At 42.8% G+C, this 1,025-nt stretch carries 3 protein-coding genes; 1 reads left to right on the top strand and 2 read right to left on the bottom strand.

What is annotated here, in order from left to right:
- Positions 1-64 precede the first annotated feature (64 nt).
- Positions 65-373: a hypothetical protein gene (locus R7O13_RS24655; RefSeq protein WP_005496359.1), complete on the top strand. Its 309-nt coding sequence runs from the start codon at positions 65-67 to the stop codon at positions 371-373.
- Positions 374-415: 42 nt separating this feature from the next.
- On the opposite strand, the gene R7O13_RS24650 is transcribed toward R7O13_RS24655, so the two are convergent.
- Both R7O13_RS24650 and R7O13_RS24645 read right to left on the bottom strand, forming a co-directional pair.
- Positions 416-670, bottom strand: coding sequence for a YfhL family 4Fe-4S dicluster ferredoxin (locus R7O13_RS24650; RefSeq protein WP_005460170.1), 255 nt, complete (start codon positions 668-670; stop codon positions 416-418).
- A 2-nt stretch (positions 671-672) separates the two neighbouring features.
- The coding region (locus tag R7O13_RS24645; protein ID WP_318304907.1) for a U32 family peptidase C-terminal domain-containing protein at positions 673-1,025 on the bottom strand (353 nt) is incomplete at its 5' end.

Genomic DNA, 1,025 nt, shown 5'->3' with positions numbered 1-1,025 from the left:
GCAGACAAGGTATAGAGGCGGGGTTGTGGAGTGACCTGCCGTAGAATGAATCAAGGACAAAACCATGACTATGATTTGTGCAAAAGAATTTGCAGAGTGGTTAAGACACAGATTTAGCAGTGATCCCAAGGGAGTTTTATTGACTCGTGAAGATGTTAATCACCTGACGGGACGTCAGCGTCTCGATCCGGGATTTGTTAATGATGTGCATTACGAGCTAATGCAATATGGAATGGCTTTCGTTACAGATACGAGCAGGGAAAACTTCTATTTAATTCCTGTATCTCAAGCTGAAAATTGGCGTGAAAGACTCGAGTATCACTTTGAGAAAGAGTTGTTTTGCAATATCTATCCAATCGAAAAATCAGGATAAAAAAAGGTTCAACTTTGTTCGCAAAGTTGAACCTCATTTTATTTAGGCGAGTCCCTGAATCACCACAAACTTTTCAAGCAATTGCTCTTCTGTCTCAATGTGGTTTGGATCAGTAATAATACATTTTGTTATTGGACAAACTGACTGACAGGTAGGCTTTTCGTAATGACCTTTGCACTCAGTACATAAGTTAGGGTCGATTTCGAAGATGCTGTCTCCCATGCTGATCGCGCCATTCGGGCATTCCGGATCACACATGTCGCAGTTAATGCATTTGTCAGTGATGAGTAACGCCATGATTACTTACCAGTAGGGTTACGAGTGTCCTGGCCTGCGTTTAGATTGCGCATCAACAGACCGTATTCTAGGTCCATGTCTTCAGGAACAGGAATGAATACGAAGTGGCCGTTACCTTTTGCGGCTGCAATTGACTCTGATTTGCGGTTTTCCATCGCTTCTAGAGTGGAAACAACGTTACCTTTTGGTGTCATTAACTCCAGGCTGTCACCTACAACGAATTTGTTTTTCACTTCAACTTCTGCCATGTCGCCACGACGTTTACCTGTGAACTCACCAACAAATTGTTGTGCGTCAGAGACTGAGTAACCGTAATCGTAGTTTTGGTAAGTATCGTGTGTATGACGACGTAGGA

Source organism: Vibrio sp. Y176 (assembly GCF_033438945.1).
Note: the sequence above shows the minus strand (reverse complement) of the source record. Positions and strands in the feature narration are given on the sequence as shown.